This is a genomic window from Pectobacterium sp. CHL-2024 (assembly GCF_044751765.1).
GTDB lineage: Bacteria > Pseudomonadota > Gammaproteobacteria > Enterobacterales > Enterobacteriaceae > Pectobacterium > Pectobacterium brasiliense.
Genome location: NZ_JBIXKO010000005.1, coordinates 191,856 through 211,057, shown reverse-complemented (window position 1 = coordinate 211,057; position 19,202 = coordinate 191,856). Strand labels below are relative to the sequence as shown.

15 protein-coding genes are annotated in these 19,202 nt (G+C 50.9%); 11 read left to right on the top strand and 4 right to left on the bottom strand.

The features are described 5' to 3' along the window. Positions 1-341: 341 nt before the first annotated feature. Positions 342-821, top strand: coding sequence for an Hcp family type VI secretion system effector (locus ACIPUG_RS10755; RefSeq protein WP_039511462.1), 480 nt, complete (start codon positions 342-344; stop codon positions 819-821). A 1-nt stretch (position 822) separates the two neighbouring features. Then, positions 823-1,671, top strand: a complete 849-nt coding sequence (locus tag ACIPUG_RS10750) for a DUF4225 domain-containing protein (protein WP_039498223.1) — start codon at positions 823-825, stop codon at positions 1,669-1,671. On the opposite strand, the gene ACIPUG_RS10745 is transcribed toward ACIPUG_RS10750, so the two are convergent. Together ACIPUG_RS10745 and ygbI are read right to left on the bottom strand one after the other, a co-directional pair. Further along, positions 1,668-2,066 (bottom strand): hypothetical protein, encoded by a 399-nt coding sequence (locus ACIPUG_RS10745; RefSeq protein WP_131591699.1) that lies wholly within the window; start codon positions 2,064-2,066, stop codon positions 1,668-1,670. The two genes, ACIPUG_RS10750 and ACIPUG_RS10745, sit on opposite strands and share 4 nt — an antisense overlap. Positions 2,067-2,287: 221 nt before the next feature. Further along, positions 2,288-3,046 carry a DNA-binding transcriptional repressor YgbI gene (gene ygbI / locus ACIPUG_RS10740; protein ID WP_039465435.1) on the bottom strand — a complete coding sequence of 253 codons (759 nt, stop codon included), beginning with the start codon at positions 3,044-3,046 and terminating at the stop codon, positions 2,288-2,290. Between the two features lie 338 nt (positions 3,047-3,384). Here ygbI and ltnD point away from each other — a divergent pair, with 338 nt between their 5' ends. From ltnD to ACIPUG_RS10695, 9 genes are all read left to right on the top strand, one after another. Then, positions 3,385-4,299 (top strand): L-threonate dehydrogenase, encoded by a 915-nt coding sequence (ltnD, locus tag ACIPUG_RS10735; protein WP_039551660.1) that lies wholly within the window; start codon positions 3,385-3,387, stop codon positions 4,297-4,299. Further along, positions 4,296-5,570, top strand: a complete 1,275-nt coding sequence (gene otnK / locus ACIPUG_RS10730; RefSeq protein WP_205543777.1) for a 3-oxo-tetronate kinase — start codon at positions 4,296-4,298, stop codon at positions 5,568-5,570. The genes ltnD and otnK overlap by 4 nt, the downstream gene beginning before the upstream one ends. Further along, entirely contained in the window at positions 5,567-6,226 is a 660-nt protein-coding gene (gene otnC, locus ACIPUG_RS10725; protein WP_039557563.1) for a 3-oxo-tetronate 4-phosphate decarboxylase, read from the top strand. Before otnK ends, otnC begins: the two co-directional genes overlap by 4 nt. 24 nt (positions 6,227-6,250) lie before the next feature. Beyond that, positions 6,251-7,039, top strand: a complete 789-nt coding sequence (otnI, locus tag ACIPUG_RS10720; RefSeq protein WP_400338384.1) for a 2-oxo-tetronate isomerase — start codon at positions 6,251-6,253, stop codon at positions 7,037-7,039. A gap of 184 nt (positions 7,040-7,223) precedes the next feature. Next, positions 7,224-8,582, top strand: a complete 1,359-nt coding sequence (locus ACIPUG_RS10715) for a GntP family transporter (protein WP_400338383.1) — start codon at positions 7,224-7,226, stop codon at positions 8,580-8,582. Between the two features lie 311 nt (positions 8,583-8,893). After that, the gene (locus ACIPUG_RS10710; protein WP_205544348.1) at positions 8,894-10,573 is read left to right on the top strand and encodes a methyl-accepting chemotaxis protein; all 1,680 of its coding nucleotides are present in this window, start codon (positions 8,894-8,896) and stop codon (positions 10,571-10,573) included. A gap of 278 nt (positions 10,574-10,851) precedes the next feature. Continuing rightward, positions 10,852-12,522: a methyl-accepting chemotaxis protein gene (locus ACIPUG_RS10705; protein WP_400338381.1), complete on the top strand. Its 1,671-nt coding sequence runs from the start codon at positions 10,852-10,854 to the stop codon at positions 12,520-12,522. A 758-nt stretch (positions 12,523-13,280) separates the two neighbouring features. After that, complete coding sequence (locus ACIPUG_RS10700; RefSeq protein WP_075277752.1) at positions 13,281-14,951, top strand: methyl-accepting chemotaxis protein; 1,671 nt, start codon at positions 13,281-13,283, stop codon at positions 14,949-14,951. Positions 14,952-15,542: 591 nt separating this feature from the next. Continuing rightward, positions 15,543-17,189 carry a methyl-accepting chemotaxis protein gene (locus ACIPUG_RS10695; protein WP_400338379.1) on the top strand — a complete coding sequence of 549 codons (1,647 nt, stop codon included), beginning with the start codon at positions 15,543-15,545 and terminating at the stop codon, positions 17,187-17,189. A 90-nt stretch (positions 17,190-17,279) separates the two neighbouring features. Here ACIPUG_RS10695 and ACIPUG_RS10690 read toward each other — a convergent pair whose 3' ends face one another. Beyond that, positions 17,280-18,470: a PLP-dependent aminotransferase family protein gene (locus ACIPUG_RS10690; protein ID WP_039275915.1), complete on the bottom strand. Its 1,191-nt coding sequence runs from the start codon at positions 18,468-18,470 to the stop codon at positions 17,280-17,282. Positions 18,471-18,499: 29 nt separating this feature from the next. Then, a complete protein-coding gene (gene livF / locus ACIPUG_RS10685; RefSeq protein WP_010306529.1) occupies positions 18,500-19,201 on the bottom strand; it encodes a high-affinity branched-chain amino acid ABC transporter ATP-binding protein LivF in 702 nt (233 codons plus the stop codon). Position 19,202 lies beyond the last annotated feature (1 nt).

The following is a 19,202-nucleotide window of genomic DNA, read 5'->3' as shown; positions in this document are numbered from 1 at the left end:
TTGTGATTTCAGTGCCATCGTAGGATGCGATGCCTATGCTTTCCATAAGCTAACAATATAACTTACCTAATGGTGCACTAATAAGATAGCCCCTATCAGGATCAGTCTGAATATAAACTATTTAGTTCAGATACTTTACCAATGCAAACCAAAATGAGTTTCTGGATGAGTAATTAGCTATTTCAATATATGTTTTAAGTAAAAAACAAAGATCTATAATCTGTCCTAACAAAAAAATCCAATATAAAAAAACTTAATAATTAATCAACTATATCTTTCATTGACATTATTTTTAAAAACATGAAACATATTAATTAAAATATATCAAAAGGAATTATTCCATGGCTAATATTATTTATCTAAAAATGACAGGTGAAAAACAAGGACTTATATCGTCTGGATGTTCCACACTTGAATCCATTGGAAACAAATATCAATCATCACACGAAGATGAAATATTCGTTTATGAACTCACAAATCAAATAACGAGAGCAGATAACGTATCTATTCATCCCATCGAGATAAGAAAGCCAATAGACAAATCGACTCCACTTTTAGCACAGTCGCTAAGCGACAACGAAAAAATTGAATGTGAGTTTCTTTTCTACAGGACATCTCAATCAGGTGGAAATGAACTTTATTTCAAAATATCACTGAAGGATGCCATTATAAATGACATCAGATTTTTCTATCCAAACTCATTAACTCATAATGAAACACAGCCACAGGAAAGTATCTCATTTAAATTCGCCACAATAACGTTAGAACATGTAACTGCAAGAACAAGCTCTTATCTTTTATGGAATGAGGTAATCTACTAAAATGGCGGCATCAACAATTAGTCATTTGAAATACGACATTGATAACTACTCATTATCTCTTCATCGTGTTGCGAATTTAGCATCCTCTTTTTTTATAAAAGATGCCATTGTCAGAATGTCTTATTTAAAAGAAGTCGATGATTATATTAGAGAAGCGAATTTTAAATTCAAAAACACATTAAATCCAAACGAAAAAATAAGGATAATAAATGAAATAAAATCAGAGTATGACATAACAGAAAAAGAATATCAGATATTAAGGCAGGGAGATTACACAAAATATTTAATAACAGATATATTTGAAGATCAAGGTGCCTTGAAGTATGCAAAGATAACAGTGGGTGTTGTTGCTGGCGGTGTCCAAGCTATTAGTGGAATAACAATGGCATACACAGCCAAAAAGCTAAATATGACTGGCGTATCATCAATAGGTATAGTTCTAGCCTCACATGGTGGAAATAACATTTTTGAATCAATATCACCAATATTATTTGAAAACCAGAGCGTAGGACCGATTAGATTTATTTATCGGGAATTCGCTAAAGTGTTGGGGTATGATAACTTTGATGCCGATTTTGCATACAGCGCGGTTGATTTCTCTGTTACGGCATACTCAGCTTATAAAGGGTTAGTTTTACAACAGAATCCAAATCGGCTTATACCTAAAGGCTGGTTTGAAAAACCAGGAACAGGCAGATTATTTAGACATATACCAAAAGATTATACGACCCGATGGAAAACTAAAACTACTCCCTTAAGAATATTCCAAGTAGGGAATTCATTATACAAATTTAAAGCAACATTTGTTGACGATGGCTATATTTATCACGATGGAGTATATGGAAACTAATGATCTACTTCTTTAACTCCATATATATAAATCTTTAGTCTCATTATTGTTAGCTTGATAACAATAATGAGGCCAAATCCAGAAACCTTTCCATGAATGTATGCATTACCGAGAAAAACAAAGACCCCAATAGTTAACATAGTCAACCACCCGCGGACACCACCATATTGAAAATAAGTGATTAATGTACTTACCGTAAAAATGATAAAAATAATCGAAGCGCCGCCACTACACATTTCCGATAATAACAACACGTAATTACATAATGACTCATTACTTTTCGAGTCTTTTCTCTCACTATGAAATTCCTGGCGTTTTTCCTTATATTTTTTCTTTATGACCAGCAGTTCTTTGTAAGAAAAAAATGAATTCAGCACTAGCTCTTTTGCTTTCATACTTCTCGAGTCCATTCGTATTATACACGTCAATAATATACCATATTTATCCCTTCTATTACCATTTTGCATATGCAACCGCCATAACACCGGGGGCCATAATCGCTGATTTATTTACACATCCTATACAGCAACCAGCGTTAAAGAGCAGTTAGCTGCCAGGAATCTGCACTCTCACGACACACTCCGTCCTCACAACACGACACCGAGATAACCCCCCTTCACGCCACCAGCACCTCAACCCCCATTTTGCCCAGCGCGTCTTTGGCGGCGGCGGGCAGGCCGTCGTCGGTGATGATGCTGTCGAAGACGCTGAGCGGCGTGGCGAGATGGGTGGCGATGCGGCCGTATTTTGAGGTGTCGCACAACAGGACGCATTTGCTGCTGGCATCCACCGCCGCGCGTTTCACGACCACTTTGTCTTCATTCGGCGTGGACAGCCCGCGCAGGCTCCAGGAAGACGCGGAAATAAACGCAATATCGATAAACAGGTTGCGCAGCGCCTGTGCCACTGCTTCGCCAATGCAGGAGCGATTTTCCCGACACAGCGTGCCGCCCGTGTGGATCATGCGGCACTGGCTCGACTCAATCAGAAAAGCCGCAATCACAAAATCGTTAGTGACAATCAGCAGATCGTCACGATCGGCCAGTTCGCGCGCCAGCGATAGCGTGGTAGTGCCCGCATCCAGATAAATGCAGCTATTGAACGGGATATGCTGCGCCGCCAGTTTGCCAATTGCTTCTTTCTGCTGGCTGAACATCACCGATTTATCCTGATGCGACGGCTCAATCGCCAGCCGTTCAGGCGAACGCACGCCGCCGGAGACACTCAGCAGCAGGCCGTCCTGCTCCAGCTTTTGCACATCGCGCCGTACCGTCATGTGCGACACGCCCAGTCGCTCGGTCAGTTCGTTAATGCTTACCGCGCCGCGCTCGGCGATCAGCGCCAGAATCTGTTGATGACGTTCTACTGGAATCACGCTGTCCGTTCCCTGTTTGGTTGTGCTGGTCTGATAAATAGGGTGGCTGATAAATATTGTGAGAAACACCCCGTTCGATGACGATAATTATCATAAATTCACGTCATAAACCACGCCAGACATAACAACCTTTCTCATCGCTCAATGCCAAAATAGAAATAATTATCTGATATATAAAGATAATAATGGAAATCACCTTCCCAGCGAGGTTCAGCTACACTGAATCATCACGATCTCAATGTTAATTTATGTGATAAAAATCACCACAATTTGTTCTGATAGTCCTTATATTTAACACCAGAGAACAAAAAATCACTAATTTTAACAAGGCAACCACGATGAAAAAGACTTCTGATTATGCTGTCGCCGTTATCGGTCTGGGTTCCATGGGCTTTGGCGCTGCGGCGTCCTGCATCAACGCTGGCCTGACGACATACGGTGTCGATATCAATCCGCAAGCACTGGAACGCTTACGTCAGGCGGGTGCGGCGCAGGCTGACACACGTATTGATGCCTTCGCTGACAAGCTGGATGCCGTCGTGCTGCTGGTGGTGAACGCAGCGCAGGTTAACGGGATTCTGTTCGGTGAGCCGCAGGTCGCAGCGAAACTCAAGCCCGGCACTGTGGTTATGGTATCCTCCACGATCTCCGCGCAGGATGCCAAAAACATTGAACAACGTCTGACTGAGCATCAGCTCATCATGCTGGATGCACCGGTATCTGGCGGTGCAGTGAAAGCCGCCGCAGGTGACATGACGGTGATGGCATCCGGCTCCGATCTGGCTTTTGAGAAACTGAAACCCGTGCTCGACGCCGTCGCAGGCAAGGTCTATCGCATCGGTGAAGAGATCGGGTTGGGTGCGACCGTTAAAATTATCCACCAGCTGTTGGCAGGCGTACACATCGCCGCCGGCGCAGAAGCGATGGCGCTGGCCGCGCGAGCCGATATCCCGCTGGATATCATGTACGACGTGGTGACCAACGCTGCCGGGAATTCCTGGATGTTTGAAAACCGCATGCGTCACGTTGTCGATGGCGACTACACGCCAAAATCCGCCGTTGATATTTTCGTGAAAGATCTGGGACTGGTCACCGACACCGCCAAATCGCTCCATTTCCCACTACCGCTGGCCTCCACCGCGTTCAACATGTTTACCGCCGCCAGCAACGCCGGATTCGGTAAAGAAGACGATAGCGCGGTCATCAAGATTTTTAACGGCATTACGCTGCCGGAAAAGAAGGAGGCGCCATGATCAAGCTAGGTGTGATTGCCGACGATTTTACCGGTGCCACGGATATCGCCAGCTTTCTGGTGAACAACGGGCTGCCGACCGTGCAGCTCAACGGCGTACCGCCGTCCGATTTTAAGGTCGACACGCAGGCCGTGGTGATTAGCCTGAAGTCACGTTCTTGCCCGGCGGAACAGGCCGTGGCGGATTCACTCAAGGCGCTGGCGTGGCTGCAACAGCAGGGCTGCCAGCAGTTTTACTTTAAATATTGCTCCACCTTCGACAGCACCGCGAAAGGTAACATCGGTCCGGTGACCGATGCGCTGTTAGCACAGCTTGGCGAAACGCAAACCATCATTTCTCCGGCGCTGCCGGTGAACGGCAGAACCGTCTATCAGGGTCATTTATTCGTGATGGATCAGCTGCTGTCTGAATCCGGGATGCGCCACCATCCCGTCACGCCGATGACGGACAGCAACCTGATGCGCGTCATGGAACAGCAGGCAGCCGGACGCTGCGGGCTGGTGCCGTATGCGGTGATGGATCAGGGTGCAGAGGCCGTTAAGCAGCGGCTGACGCAGTTGAAAGAACAAGGCATACGCTATGTGGTGCTGGATACACTGAACGAACAGCATCTGTTAACGCAGGGCGAGACGCTGCGCGATATGAAACTGGTCACCGGTGGTTCCGGCCTGGCGATTGGCCTGGCACGTCAATTGGCAGAGCCTGCGGCACAAACTGGTTCCGCCACCGAGGCGGGCAAGCCGCAATCCGGCGCAGGCGTTGTACTGTCCGGTTCCTGCTCAGTGATGACCAACAAACAGGTCGCTCACTACCTGAAACAGGCAGCGGGGCGCGCGATTGACGTCGCTCGCTGTCTGGAAAGCGATGATGCTCAGCAAGTCTACGTGCAGGAACTGGCCGACTGGGTGAAGGCACATCGTGGTGACGCACTCGCTCCGCTGCTATACGCCACGTCATCACCCGACGAACTGGCGCAGATTCAGCAGCGCTGGGGCGCAGAAGCCAGCAGTCAGGCGGTGGAGAAACTGTTTGCCGCCGTCGCCCGCCAGCTTCAGCAGGACGGCTTCCAGCGCTTCATCATCGCGGGTGGTGAAACTTCCAGCATCGTGGTGCAAACGCTGGGCATTCACGCGTTCCATATCGGGCCGTCCATTTCTCCCGGCGTGCCGTGGGTGCGTTCGACCAATCATCCACTCTCGCTGGCGTTGAAATCCGGCAATTTCGGTGATGAAGACTTTTTTGCCCGCGCCCAAAAGGAGTTTGCCGCATGAGTGAAAAACACCACAGCACAGAGGCGGCGCTAAACAGCGAACAACGCGCACGCGCGGAAATGGTCAAGCTGGGCGCGTCCTTTTTCCAGCGCGGCTACGCCACCGGCTCCGCGGGCAATCTCTCGCTGCTATTGGATGACGGCACGCTGTTGGCAACGCCGACCGGCTCCTGCCTTGGCGAACTGGATGCCGAGCGGCTGTCCAAAGTCAGTCTGGGCGGCGAGTGGATCTCTGGGGATAAGCCGTCGAAAGAGGTCAGCTTTCACCTGTCGATTTACCGTAACGATCCCGACTGTAAGGCGATTGTCCACCTGCACAGCACTTACCTGACGGCGCTCTCGTGTCTGGAAGGGTTGGACACGCAGGATGCCATCAAGCCGTTCACACCTTATGTGGTCATGCGCGTCGGTAAAGTGCCCGTCGTCCCTTATTACCGCCCCGGCGATGCTCGGCTCGGTGAAGATCTGGCGAAGCTGGCTTCGCGCTACAAGGCATTCTTATTGGCTAACCACGGCCCGGTCGTCACTGGTAAAGATCTGCGAGCGGCGGCGGACAACATGGAAGAGCTGGAAGAAACCGCCAAGCTGATTTTTATTCTCGGTGACCGAAAAATTCGCTACCTCACCGCTGACGATATTGCAGAGCTATCTTCATGAGACATGTTTACCGAGGAGTTAACCATGCCTAAGTTTGCTGCCAATCTTTCTATGCTGTTTACCGATGTGCCGTTTCTCGACCGTTTTAAAGCCGCTGCCGATGCGGGTTTCACCTCGGTTGAGTACCTGTTTCCTTATGAATATCCGGCACCGCTGCTGGCGGAAAAACTGCGGGAAAATGGCCTGAAGCAGGTGTTATTCAATACCGCGCCCGGCAATATTGCGGCGGGTGAATGGGGCGTTTCTGCGCTGCCCGACCGTATTGAAGATGCCCGCCGGGATATCGATAACGCGCTGGAATATGCGCTGGCGCTCAACTGTCCTTCGGTGCTGGTAATGGGGGGCGTCGTGCCGCCCGGTAAAGACCGTGCAGCCTATCAGCAAACCTTCATCGATAACCTACGCTACGCCGCCGATAAATTTGCACCACACGGCATCAACATCATGATTGAGGCGCTGAGTGCGAAGGTGAAACCGAATTATCTGTTCGCCAGTCAGTATCAGGCGCTGGAATTAGCCAATCTGATCGATCGTCCAAACGTTTATATCCAGCTGGATTTCTTCCACGCGCAGATTGTCGATGGCAACCTGACGCAAATTATTCACGATTTGGCTGGCCGTATCGGACATATTCAAATTGCTTCAGTTCCTGCGCGACATGAACCCGATGAAGGGGAAATTAATTATCCGTTCATCTTTGCCGAATTGGATCGCGTGAATTATTCCGGCTGGGTTGGCTGTGAATATAACCCACGCGGTAAAACGGAAGACGGATTGGGATGGGCTAAACCTTGGCTGGAGAAAAAACACTAATTCACTTATCCAGGAAATAATGTCAACACCAGAGACATCGTCGTTAGACGCGAATAAATAAAAAAGAATAGGTCAGACTCCTGTATGTATTACAGGAGTCGAGGCATCCCTTTATTCAAATAAAACAATAACCCACTACCTTTTCAGCCTCTGAATTGAAAAATGGGTCAATGAGGATAAGAACATGGCCACCTCGCTCTTACTCTGCATCGCTATCGCCGGGGTATTACTCCTGCTGCTGATGGTCATTAAATTTAAAATTCAGCCCTTTGTCGCCCTGCTGGTTGTCAGTTTACTCGTTGCCCTGGCAACGGGTATTCCGACTGGCGAAGTGATGAAAGTCATTACCTCCGGTATGGGCGGTATTCTCGGCTCGGTGGCGATTATTATCGGCCTCGGCGCCATGCTGGGTAGAATGATCGAAGTGTCCGGCGGCGCGGAATCCTTAGCACACCGCTTCGCTCAACTAATGGGGCCGGGATTAATGGTGGCGGCATTAACCATCGCCGCGTTTATTCTGGGTATTCCGGTCTTTTTCGATGTCGGCTTTATTATCCTTGCCCCGATTATTTACGGCTTTGCGAAAGTCGCTAAAGTTTCCCCGATTAAATTCGGCTTGCCCGTCGCGGGCGTGATGCTGACCGTGCACGTCGCGCTGCCGCCCCACCCCGGCCCGGTTGCCGCTGCTGGTCTGTTGAATGCAGATATCGGCTGGCTGACCATCATTGGCCTGCTGGTGTCGATTCCTGTCGGCATCATCAGCTACTGGGCGGCCAAGGCTATGAACCGCCGCAAATACGCGCTTTCCGTTGAAGTGTTAGAGCAATTACAGATGGCAAAGCCGGAAGATTCGACGCCGAACACGGCTCCCGTATCCGCCCCTTCGGCTGGGCTGATTGCCGCGCTGATCGCGATTCCTATCGCCATCATCATGCTTGGCACCGTGTCTGCGACCATTCTGCCTGCCGGACACCCGGTGCGTAACGTGATGTCGCTGGTCGGTTCTCCCGCCGTCGCGCTGCTGATTGCTCTGGGATTAGCGTTCTGGCTGATTGCCCTGCGTCGCGGTTGGTCGCTGGAGAAAGCCAGCGGCGTGATGGGCGATGCCATGCCTGCAGCCGCAATGGTCATTATGGTGACCGGTGCCGGTGGCGTGTTCGGTAAAGTGCTGGTCGAATCAGGCATTGGTAAAGCGCTGGCGGATACGCTAACCAGCATTCACCTGCCGCTGGTGCCTGCCGCATTTATTCTGTCGCTGGCGCTGCGTGCCTCGCAAGGTTCGGCTACCGTCGCTATTCTCACCACCTGCGGCCTGCTAAGCGAAGCTGTCAGCAGCCTGAACCAGATGCAGCTGGTGCTGGTGACGCTCTCTGCCTGCTTTGGTGGACTGGGCCTGTCGCACGTCAATGACTCCGGCTTCTGGATTGTCACCAAATATCTTGGGCTGTCCGTCGCCGACGGCCTGCGCACCTGGACGGTGCTGACGACGATCCTCGGGCTGGCCGGTTTCCTCTTCACCTGGGCATTGTGGCTGGTGCTGTAATAGCGTGAAATTTCACAATGGGGAGGCTGCGGCTTCCCCATTGGTATCAACTGAATACGGCATGTACATACCTCCTTTATGCTGAAAAATGCGCCCTTTTTACTCCCATATTCCACATCTACCCGTTTTTATTCTGCCTTTATAATATCGCTTGGGTAAGAAACAACGCGTTTTCCTGCCTACTCTCGCAAATTGGCATACCGCACACATTATGTAATCAGAAGTGCACCCAATTCCTGACCTGTCGTAAAGGATGCCCAATCTATAAGGCAAAGCCTGCATCAATCAATGAAAAATAATAAAGGAACATTATGAATTTTCTATCAAAAATGAAACTTGGTGCCATGCTGGGCGCAGGTTTCGCCTCTGTCATCATTATCGGTCTGATGGTTGCCATTCTGGGACGCGTCCATCTCGCCAATCTGGGTAAAGATATTGAATCACTCTCTGAAAAAAATCTGGCCAACCTGCTTCTGATTCAGGATACCAAGAGCGGGTTTGAGGTTGTCGCCCGTGTTGTCCGTAATATCGGGCTCTCACAAGATAACGCGCGTATCCAGGAAGAAAAACGCCTGTTCGATCAGCAAATTATCCGCAATAACGAAGCACTGGCGAAAGTCTATAAACAGCTTGCCGAACCGGAGGCTAGAGCCTTGCTGGAACAGCTCGCGCAGGCACGCCCGACTTACCTAAAAGCGGTGAATAAAGCCATTGAATTAAGCCTCTCCAGGGTGCCGGAAGAAAAAATGCAGGCCGCGTTAGTCATGGTCAATGAAATGCCCCCTGCACAGGCAGCGGTTTTCGCGGCGCTGGACGGGCTGACAGCGTTACAGAAAGAACAGACGATGGAAACGACGACCAACGCCATGAATAAAGCCAGAGAGGATGGCAATACGCTGCTGCTGTTCGCTGCGTTCGCGGTCTTCATCGGTATTTTTATCTCCATCCTGATCACCCGCACGATAAAAAATCTGCTGGGTGGCGAAGTCGCTTATGCGGCACACATCGCGCAAGAGGTTGCACAGGGAAATCTGGCCGTCAGCGTCGATCTGCGCCCCGGCGACAGCCACAGCGTGCTGGCTGCCATGAACGGTATGCGCAAAAGCCTGAGTGGGATTGTTGAACAGGTGCGTGAGAGCAGCGAATCTATCGCAACCGGTGCCAGCGAGATTGCCGCAGGCAGTACCGATCTCAGCCAGCGCACGGAAGAGCAGGCGGCGAATCTGCAACAAACCGCCGCTTCAATGGAAGAAATAAGCCAGACCGTGCGCCAAAACACTGAGACGGTACGTAATGCCACGCAGCTGGCACAGGCCACCAGCGATACCGCCGCCAAAGGGGGCGAAGCCGTCAACAATATCGTTGTCACCATGAAAGAGATTACCGACAGCTCGCACAAAATTGGCGACATCATTAGCGTCATTGACGGCATTGCCTTCCAGACCAACATCCTGGCGCTCAACGCTGCGGTGGAAGCCGCACGGGCTGGCGAACAAGGCCGTGGTTTTGCGGTGGTTGCGGGTGAAGTGCGTTCTCTGGCGCAACGCTCCGCTTCTGCGGCGAAAGAAATCAAAGAGCTGATCGGCCACAGCGTCGAGAAGGTGGAAGCCGGTTCCGCCATGGTAGACAGCGCTGGCGCAACGATTGAAGAGCTGGTGCGTCAGGCACACAATGTTGCTGGTCTGCTTAACGAAATTGGCGTCACCACGCAGGAACAAGAATCCGGCGTCTCGCAGATTCATGATGCCGTTAACCAGCTTGATCAGGTCACGCAGCAGAACGCCGCACTCGTTGAGCAATCCGCTTCCGCCGCCGATAGCCTGAGCGATCAGGCTGCCCGTCTGGTCGAGCTGATGAAAGTGTTCGTCGTTGAAGGTGGATCGTCACAGCGTATTGCACCGCCGTTGAAACGGCCTGACAGCGCCAAACTCTCTCTCGCCAACCCTAAAAGCAGCACGGGAAGCGATAGCCAAAACTGGGAGCAGTTCTAATTCTACGCGGGGGATGGATCGCACATCCCCCTCTCTACTTTCACATCCCTTCACCGCCAGCAGCATCCATTCTCTGCGTTTCCTGTTTTTTCCTCATCCGCATGCGGCAATATCGACAATTAAAATCAATGTTTTCGCTGGTCATGCCGATATTCTAGAGTGGACTGCTTAGTTATTCATCAGAAGGATTTAGAAACTGCAGTCGTACATCGCTCCCGTCGTGCAAAAGAAAATCCGCTTAATAACAATAAACAGTGTCAATAAGTCATGAGGATAACATGCAGAATAAAAGAAAAATGAAACTGGGTACTCAGGTCGGTTCGGGTTTTGCCATTGTTATTGTTATCGGCCTATTAGTGGCCATTTTCGGCAGAATGCATCTGGTTGGCCTCGGTAATACCACTGACAGGCTGGCCAAACACCACCTCGCCAACCTCATCGTGCTACAGGAATTGAAAGATAATCTTAACGTCACGATCAAAGCCACGTTGCGTATGCTTATCGCAACCGAACAAAAGGTTCTGGAAGACAATCAAAAACTGATTGAAGCCACGAGCGCCAAAAACACGAAACTCGTCACTCAGTTGGAAGAAAATTTACGGGCAACCGAAGTCCGCAATATTCTGGGTGAGCTGCAGCAAAATCGCACTGAATTTGCCACCGTAGGCCGCCAAGCCGTCGCGTTGTCACTCAGCAACAGGCAGGCCGAATCTATCGAACTGGTGAAAACCCAGCTTGAACCCATACAAACCCGGCTTTTTAACAATCTGAACAACATGATTCAGCTGCAAAAAGGCTACACCACGCAAACGGCAACCAACGCCATTGAAGAGTCCTACTATGATGGCAATTCACTGCTGGTTCTGGCCGTCATCGCTTCATTGTTTGGTGCAGGCATCGCCTGGCTGATTACCCGCCATATCAAGAAGCAACTGGGGGGCGAACCCGCCTATGCCACGCAGGTCACACAGGAAATCGCACAAGGTAATCTCGCGATGCCGGTCGATCTGGCGTCAGGCGACAATACCAGCCTGCTGTTCGCAATGAATAACATGCGCAAAAGCTTAAGCAGCATTGTTGAGCAAGTGCGTGAGAGCAGCGAATCGATCGCAACCGGTGCTAGCCAGATTGCCGCAGGCAGCACCGATCTCAGCCAGCGTACGGAAGAGCAGGCGGCGAATCTGCAACAAACCGCCGCCTCAACGGAAGAAATGAGCCAGACCGTGCGTCAGAATGCCGATACGGTGCGCAATGCCGCTCAACTGGCGCAGGCCGCCAGCAATACCGCGGCGAAAGGCGGTGAAGCCGTCGGCAATATCGTTATCACCATGAAAGAGATTACCGACAGCTCGCACAAAATTGGCGACATCATTAGCGTCATTGACGGTATTGCCTTCCAGACCAACATTCTGGCGCTTAACGCCGCGGTAGAAGCCGCACGCGCGGGTGAGCAAGGTCGTGGCTTTGCCGTAGTAGCAGGCGAAGTTCGCTCGCTGGCACAGCGTTCTGCAACGGCGGCCAAAGAGATTAAAGAACTGATCGGCCACAGCGTCGAGAAAGTCGAGGTTGGCTCCAGACTGGTCAGCGATGCGGGAACGACAATCGAAGAACTGGTGCGTCAGGCGCGCCACGTTGCCGATTTGATTAACGAAATTGGCGTGACGACGCAGGAACAAGAATCCGGCGTCTCGCAGATTCATGATGCGATTAACCAGCTTGATAAGGTGACGCAGCAGAATGCCGCGCTCGTTGAGCAATCCGCTTCCGCTGCCGATAGCCTGAGCGATCAAGCGGCCCATCTGGTCGAGCTGATGAAAACCTTCACCGTAGAGGGCGGGTCGTCACCGCGCATTGCACCACAGCTGAAAAGACCGACCAGCGCCAAACTCTCTCTCGCCAATCCTAAAAGCAACGCGGGAAGCGATAAGCAAAACTGGGAAACCTTTTAACAGCCAGCCAAAAGTCCCCCAAAACCGCTGAGCGATCGGCGGTTTTTTTATCCCTTTATGGCCTGAACGTCTCACGTTACCACGCCTCCCCTATCCACCACACATCAAGAAACGCGCGAAATTTTTTCAATAGGGAAAAACAATGAATAAAGAGAAAAACTAACAATGCGTTTTATATTAAGTACGAGGGAATAACATCAATAAAACGAGGAATAGCTATTTTCGATTATAAAAACATCAAATATATGATGCTAAAAACATCATGTCGTTCGAAAAAAAAGAAGGAATGAAAAATAAGCCTCTTTTAGCGTTGAATAAATAAGCAAAAGAATCATAACCGCAACGTTTATTAACATGATTGTCAATTTAGCATTACAGCATGACTCCAGTTTATTTTTTCTCTAACCCATAGAGATATTGCGGCTTTTACCGCCACCTTTTATACTCCTGCGCCATCATTTACCCTTATTTGTATATGTTCCACCGCACCAGACACGAAGACCGTTTACCGGAAAGCGTGACAGGAAAAAGTAAACTTAGGATAAGTTTATTAGCCAAGGAAAACAGGCAACGATTACGGGAAAGGATATACCTGTCATTCTTCAAGCCGCATGTTTATTCATCTTTCTGCGACACGAGTCTTTAGGGTATCAACGTGATGGTATTGGCAAAATAAATACATTTGCGCAACGCCTACTTCACATTTAAAGCACGCCGGCACCAACCATATTCGTTCTCAATCTATAATAAGGGACACAATGAATCTCATCAAAAATAGTAGCCTGGGTAAAATGCTAGGGACCAGCTTTACCCTGGTCATCGCTATCGGATTTCTGGTGGCGATATTTGGCCGCATCCAGCTCGACAAGCTCGGGGAAAACATCCAGCTGCTATCGCAGGTCCGCATTACCAATCTCCTGATAATGCAGGAGTTTAAAGACAACATAAACACGAATGCCCTTGCCATCAGAAACCTGACGATGCTGGAAGACAGTCGGCAGCTGCAGGAAGAGAAAGCGCGTATTGAGGCGATGATCTCCCGCAATAACGCGTTACTCTCGAAAATACACGACAGCGCCGTCGATAAACGTGCTCAGGAACTGGTCGCGGTACTGGAGCGCGTGCGCCCGGCCTATAGCCGTAGCTATACGGACGCCATCGCATTGGCAATGGCGAACAAGAACAGCGAGGCTCAACATCTGTTATTAACCGATGTGCGGGCCAAGCAGGATGCCGTCTTCCAGGCGCTGAATGACATGGTTAACTGGCAAGAGAAGCTTACGGTGGAAATCGCCGACCAGTCGTTAAAGAATGCCACCAGCGCAGGTACGCTGATGGTTATTATCGCCCTGCTTTCTGTTGTGCTGGGAGCAATGATCTCATGGTGGATTACTCGAGCCATTAAACGTCAGCTCGGGGGAGAGCCAGCCTACACGTTGGAAGTCACGCGTCAGGTTGCGCAAGGGAATCTGGCTGTCGCGATTGAACTGCGCGACGGCGATACCACCAGTGTGCTGGCCGCGATGGAAGATATGCGTCAAAACCTGAGCAATCTCGTCGGTCAGGTGCATCAGAGTAGCGAATCTATCGCTACGGGCGCGACGCAGATTGCGATGGGCAACACCGATCTGAGCCAGCGCACGGAAGAACAGGCCGCGAATCTTCAGGAAACTGCTGCCTCAATGGAACAAATGAATACCACGGTGAAGCAGAACGCTGCGACCGTGCGCACCGCAACAGAACTGGCCCATTCTGCCAGCACGACGGCGCAAAAAGGTGGCGATGCGGTCAATAACGTGGTGCGCACCATGGAAGATATCACCACCAGCTCGCGTAAGATCGGCGATATTATCGGCGTAATCGATAGCATTGCTTTCCAGACCAACATCCTGGCGCTCAATGCTGCCGTTGAAGCCGCCAGAGCCGGTGAACAAGGCCGTGGCTTCGCCGTGGTCGCCGGTGAAGTGCGTTCTCTGGCACAGCGTTCCGCTTCCGCCGCGCGTGAAATCAAAGATCTGATTAGCGTAAGCGTGGCTAACGTGGAAATGGGTGAGAAGCTGGTTAACGACGCGGGCATCACCATCAAAGACATTGTCGAGAAATCTCAGCAGGTTGCCAACCTGCTCAATGAGATCGGCCTGACCACCCACGAGCAGGAACAGGGCGTTTCTCAGGTGAATGATGCGGTGAATCAGCTCGATCAGGTGACCCAACAGAACGCCGCGCTGGTTGAAGAATCCGCCTCTGCCGCCGACAGCCTGAGTGAGCAGGCCAGAACGCTGCTGGAATTAATGGGCGTGTTTAAAATCAGCGGCGTTCAGACGCCAGCACCACGGCTGACGTCAAAAGTGAAGCAGCCGACGGCACCGAGGCTGGCTCTGGCTGGTCAGTCAGGCAGCACAAACCGTGATAACTGGGAAACCTTTTAACGAACGCGGCCAGGCGATGGATTCCCCGGCCACTTAGCACCAACATAAAGCCGCTGACTCTTCAGCGGCTTTTTATTTTCCACGATAACAAGAATAAGTAATACGGTTAAAAAAACCGCGATAATTAATAATTATCATAATTGAAAGTTAAAAGTTACAAAATAAATATCGATAAGAAAAAGATCTTACTCTTATTAGTTAGATCACCATTCATTAATATTTATTATCTATTCTGACCGCGATAAGAAAATAATATTAATTTCCTGACCGACGAATAAATCAGGGGTTTTTGTTACGTTTATTCTGCCATCAATCTGTCACATTCTTGTCTACACTTTATTTGTCATTCTTTTGGCCTGTAAATATTCCCAACAGGCATTCCCTACGTGCATGAAAGTGACGATCTTATTCCTCCGCCAACGCAGCGACTGGAGTATCAGCGTCGCCAACACACCCGTATGAGAAAGTGCACTATGGGATAAATGGAATGATGAAAGCCATAAAATTCGCAGGGTGAATCGCATCTGTACCATCACCCTTAAAATAACGACACCTGCAGTGTCAAATTTCAATAATTAAAAAAGGTACATCATGAAGAATATAAGCTTGGGAAAAATGTTAGGAACGGGTTTTACGCTAATTATCGTCATTGGGTTTTTAGTCGCCATACTGGGTCGCACCCAGTTAGAAAAACTCGGGGGAAACATTCAGATTCTGTCACAAGTCCGTATTACCAATCTTCTATTAATGCAGGAATTTAAAGACAACGTTAACGACACCGCACGCGCCATCAGAAATATTGCACTCCTAAACGATCAACAGCAGATGAAGACGGAAAAGGATCGCATTGAGAAATCCATCGTACGTAACAACGAGTTGCTGGCGAAAATACGTAACAACGCGGTGAGCAGCGAGACTAAAGCGCTGGTTGCCGCTCTGGAACAGGCACTCCCCGCCTATATCAGCAACATGAGAAAAGCCACTGAACTGGCGATGACCAGTCAGCACGACGCGTTTCGCAACTTTCTGCTGACGGAGGTACGCACCGCGCAGGCAAACGTCTTCACCGCACTGGATAAAATGGCTGAGAGACAGAAATCCCTCACGATAGATATCGCCAACCAGTCCGAGAAAGACGCGTTCAAGTCTGGCAGCTTAATGCTGATTCTCACGCTGTGCGCCTCGCTCCTAGGTGGGGTTGTCGCCTGGTGGATCACTCGGAAAATTAAGCGTCAGCTTGGTGGAGAACCAGCCTATACGCTGGAAATCACGCGTCAGGTCGCCCAGGGGAATCTTGCCATCGCCATTGAACGGCGTGCCGGAGACACCACCAGCATTCTGGCTGCGATGGAAGAGATGCGCCAAAGCCTGAGCAATATCGTCGGACAAGTTCATCAAAGCAGCGAGTCTATCGCCACCGGTGCCAGCCAGATTGCCATCGGCAATACCGATCTGAGCCAGCGCACGGAAGAACAGGCCGCGAACCTACAGGAAACCGCCGCCTCCATGGAAGAGATGAATATCACAGTGAAACAGAACGCCGACACCGTGCGTAGCGCGGCACAGCTTGCCAACTCGGCCAGCGCGGCGGCCCGCAAAGGCGGAGATGTCGTTAACAACGTCGTGCGGACAATGGAAGAGATCACCGCCAGTTCGCGTAAAATTGGCGATATTATCGGCGTGATTGACGGGATTGCTTTCCAAACCAACATTCTCGCGCTCAACGCCGCTGTCGAAGCCGCCCGCGCTGGAGAACAAGGACGCGGATTCGCGGTAGTAGCTGGGGAAGTTCGCTCACTGGCTCAACGTTCCGCTTCCGCAGCACGTGAAATCAAGGATCTGATTAGCATCAGTGTCGGAAAAGTGGAAGCCGGAGAACTGCTGGTTAACGAAGCGGGCGTAACCATTGAGGAAGTCGTGGAGCAGTCGCAGCGTGTCGCCAATCTTATCAATGAGATCGGCCTGACCACCCACGAACAGGAACAAGGCGTTTCTCAGGTGAACGATGCGGTCAATCAGCTCGATCAGGTCACCCAGCAGAACGCCGCACTGGTTGAAGAGTCGGCTTCCGCCGCAGACAGCCTGAGTCAACAGGCCAAACATCTGGTTGAGTTGATGAGCGTGTTCAAAATCGACGGCATCCAGCCACAGCGTGCTGCACAACCAGCGGCGAGACTGTCCAGACCCAAACTGGCGCTGGCCGGTAGTTCGAGTAACACAAACTGGGAAACCTTTTAAACACACAAGCGATTAACGCGACGTTAAAAAAGAAAAACCGCTGAGATATCAGCGGTTTTTTCACATTAACGGGCAATGCATTATTGGCGATTACAGCGCCCGACGCAAGCGAGCCACCGCTTCATGCATTTGCTCATCCGTTGCCGTCGCAAAGGACAGACGCAGCGTTGAGTAATCGATATTGTCTGGGAAGAAGAACTCGCCCGGCACGAAGACCACGCCCTGATCCAGCGTCTTCTTCAGCCATTCCGTCGTGTTGAAATCGTCCTGACGGAACTTCGCCCACAGGAACATCCCACCTTTCGGCTGGTTGAAGGTGATCACATCACCCAGTTCCTTCTCGACCAGCTGTGCCAGCAGTTCGCCTTTGTGCTTATACGCGTGGCGAATTTTCTCGATCTGCGTATCCAGACGTCCCAGCCCCAGATAGCATTCCGCGACGGTCTGCGACAATGCGCTGGCGTGCAGGTCAGCGGCCTGTTTGATAATCGCTACTTTGTGCAACAGCCAATCCGGCAGAATCGCCCAGCCGAGACGTAATCCCGGAGCCAGCACCTTCGAGAACGTAGAGGTATACAGCACGTATTCCGTGCTACCCAGTTGCTCTTGCGCCAGTTGGAACAGCGTCGGGTTGCGCTCTTCGGTGAAGCGCAGCTCGCCATAGGGATCGTCTTCGATAATGACAAAACCGTAGCGCTCTGCCAGTTGAATCAATTTCAGGCGACGTTCATAGCTCAGCGTCACACCGCTCGGGTTACCGAAGTTCGGAACGATATAAACGCCTTTGATACGCTGTTTCGTCAGCAGTTCTTCCAGCTCGTCGACGACCATGCCGTCGGCATCGGATGACACAGACATCACCTGCGCCTGCGCCAGTTCCAGCGTTTGCAGCGCTGCCAGATAGGTCGGACGTTCAACGACGAACACGTCGCCCGGATCGACCATCGAGCGCATGATCAAGTCCAGCGCCTGCTGCGAACCGGCGGTGACGACAATATCGTCACCGCGCGTTTTTACGCCGCGCACAGCACACAGCTCGGCAATGCGATCGCGCAGCACGCCGCTGCCTTCGGTCAAGCCATACTGGAATGCCGTTTTCGGCTGTTCGGTAATCGCTAACTGCGTGGCCTGACTTAGCCCTTCGAAATCAAATAATGCATCTGACGGAATCCCGCCAGCCAGCGAGATAATATTTTCCATCTTGCTGTGTTTCAGCAGTTCACGGATGGCGGAACTTTTTAACTGAGCGATGCGGTGCGCTAACAACCCTTCAATGGCCATATCTTCTTAACCTTTCAACAAAACTTTAATTATCCGCCCAGATAGGCCGAACGTACCGCTTCATTAGCTAACAATGCCGCACCGGTATCTTCCAACACGACATGGCCGTTTTCAAGTACATAACCCCGGTCTGCCAATTTCAGCGCCTGATTGGCGTTTTGCTCCACCAGGAAGATGGTCATGCCCTCTTCGCGTAGTTGCTGGATCGTGTCGAAAATTTGCAGAATGATGATCGGTGCCAGACCCAGCGACGGTTCGTCCAGCAGCAGTAAACGCGGCTGGCTCATCAGCGCACGGCCAATCGCCAGCATCTGCTGCTCACCACCGGACATCGTGCCGGAACGCTGGGCGCGTCGCTCATACAGACGCGGGAACAGATCGTAAACGCGTGCAATGCGCTCCTGATACTGATCGCGCTCGGCAAAGAACCCGCCCATCGCCAGATTTTCTTCTACCGTCATGCGGGAAAAGACGCGACGCCCTTCCGGCACAATCGCGATAGCTTCACGCATAATCTGCGCGGTCTGCCAGTTTGTGATGTCCTTACCGTCAAACGTGATGGTGCCTTCCGTCGCGCGCGGGTCACCGCATAGCGTGCCCAGCAGCGTGGTTTTACCGGCACCGTTCGCGCCGATCAGCGTAACAATCTCGCCCTGATTAATATGCAGGCTCACCTGATGCAGCGCCTGAATTTTTCCGTAGTGGGCCGAAACCTGATGTAATGACAGCATA